Origin of the sequence: Catenibacterium sp. RTP21428st1_D7_RTP21428_210409 (assembly GCF_040227455.1) — a bacterium.
Classification (GTDB): Bacteria; Bacillota_I; Bacilli_A; order Erysipelotrichales; family Coprobacillaceae; genus Catenibacterium; species Catenibacterium mitsuoka_A.
The window spans coordinates 1-1,364 of sequence record NZ_JBEHVX010000163.1 but is presented as its reverse complement, the minus strand read 5'-3'; the positions used below and the strand labels follow the sequence as shown (position 1 = coordinate 1,364).

3 protein-coding genes are annotated in these 1,364 nt (G+C 31.5%); all 3 read left to right on the top strand.

Translation table 11 applies throughout. From position 1 onward, the window contains the following. Positions 1-84 precede the first annotated feature (84 nt). From ABUA27_RS12640 to ABUA27_RS12630, 3 genes are read left to right on the top strand one after another with little or no spacing between them, the layout of a single operon-like run. Positions 85-369, top strand: coding sequence for a hypothetical protein (locus ABUA27_RS12640; RefSeq protein WP_281076154.1), 285 nt, complete (start codon positions 85-87; stop codon positions 367-369). After that, the gene (locus ABUA27_RS12635; protein ID WP_129982377.1) at positions 369-1,073 is read left to right on the top strand and encodes a pseudouridine synthase; all 705 of its coding nucleotides are present in this window, start codon (positions 369-371) and stop codon (positions 1,071-1,073) included. The genes ABUA27_RS12640 and ABUA27_RS12635 overlap by 1 nt, the downstream gene beginning before the upstream one ends. Beyond that, positions 1,052-1,282, top strand: coding sequence for a Smr/MutS family protein (locus ABUA27_RS12630; RefSeq protein ID WP_006506537.1), 231 nt, complete (start codon positions 1,052-1,054; stop codon positions 1,280-1,282). Before ABUA27_RS12635 ends, ABUA27_RS12630 begins: the two co-directional genes overlap by 22 nt. Positions 1,283-1,364: the final 82 nt, after the last annotated feature.

Sequence of the window (1,364 nt, the reverse complement as noted above, 5' to 3'; positions counted from 1 at the left end):
TGACATAGTAAGTAATGTTCGTGAGAACTTACATTATCTCGATGTGAGTATATTTAATCACATTTTGAGTGGCAGGCATATTTTATGCGTATTAAAGAACTACCATTAAGTGACATTCACTTTATTCCATCAGAATATACAGATCATCTCTATCATTCTATTATTAGAATAGGTTTCTCTTTTCCTATTAAGGTAAAAGAAACAGGTTGTGGCTATTTATGTGTAGATGGCAATAAGAGATTAACAGCTTTACGTGATATTTTAGAACAAAATCCTTCATATAAAAGAGGAGATAAAGTCAAGGTGATAATAGTCAATAGTACTGATAATCGTTCTAATGACTGTTCTCGTGGAAGGAATACTCATTAATGAGACTGATAGACATATTTGTATTAAATAAATGTGGAAGTAAGAAACAGGCAAAGAAGGCCATTAAAAAGGGACTGATACAAGTCAACAATGAAATAGTAGATGAAGATATGGACATAACTGATGAAACAGTTATTTATGAATCTAAGATTCTTGATTCTCATCCCTTGAAATACTATATCATTCATAAACCATCAGGATATGTATGTGCCAATAAGGATCCTCATGATCCCTGTCTGATCACTTTACTTCCAGATGATAACCTTCATTACGTAGGAAGATTAGACCGTGATACAACGGGTCTAGTCATTTTAACTAATGATTTGAAATTAAGAAAAAGACTCACTCTTCCTGAATTTCATATACCTAGAACTTATGCCTTTACTTGTTTAAGTTCTTTAAAGGATATAACACCATTTAAAGAAGGTATTACTATTGATGGAGATGTTAAATGTTTACCTGCAATAGTAGAAATGACAAGTGAATATGAAGGTATCATCACTTTAGAAGAAGGACGTTATCATGAAATAAAGAAGATGTTCCTTTCTCTTAATAATAAGATTACATCACTTCATCGCATTATGTATGGAGATATCTCGTTAGGTGATCTTCCAAGTGGTACATATAGAACTCTTACTCAAGAAGAAATCAATCATTTAAAAGACATCACAAGGAGAAGTTTATGCAATATATCAAAGAAATAGATATACATGGCTATACTCAACAGGAAGCACGTAAGATGATCGATGCAGCTTTAAAGAAACCTGATGCATTGACTTTAAGAATCATCCATGGATATAATCAAGGACAGACTTTAGGTCAGATGGTGAGAAAAAGATATCGCAGTCATCCTCACGTACAAAGAATAGAATTATCTATGAATCCAGGTATTACAGATATTATTACAAAATAAAGGAGTTAAGTGTGAAACAAAAATCAATCAAAACGTATAAAAAAAGACAAACTTAAAAACAAGTTTGAATAATTTAGAAAAA

Coding starts and splice junctions, on each gene's coding strand:
- ABUA27_RS12630 (WP_006506537.1), top strand. CDS start 1,052: ATGCAATATATCAAAGAAATAGATATACATGGCTATACTCAACAGGAA.
- ABUA27_RS12640 (WP_281076154.1), top strand. CDS start 85: ATGCGTATTAAAGAACTACCATTAAGTGACATTCACTTTATTCCATCA.
- ABUA27_RS12635 (WP_129982377.1), top strand. CDS start 369: ATGAGACTGATAGACATATTTGTATTAAATAAATGTGGAAGTAAGAAA.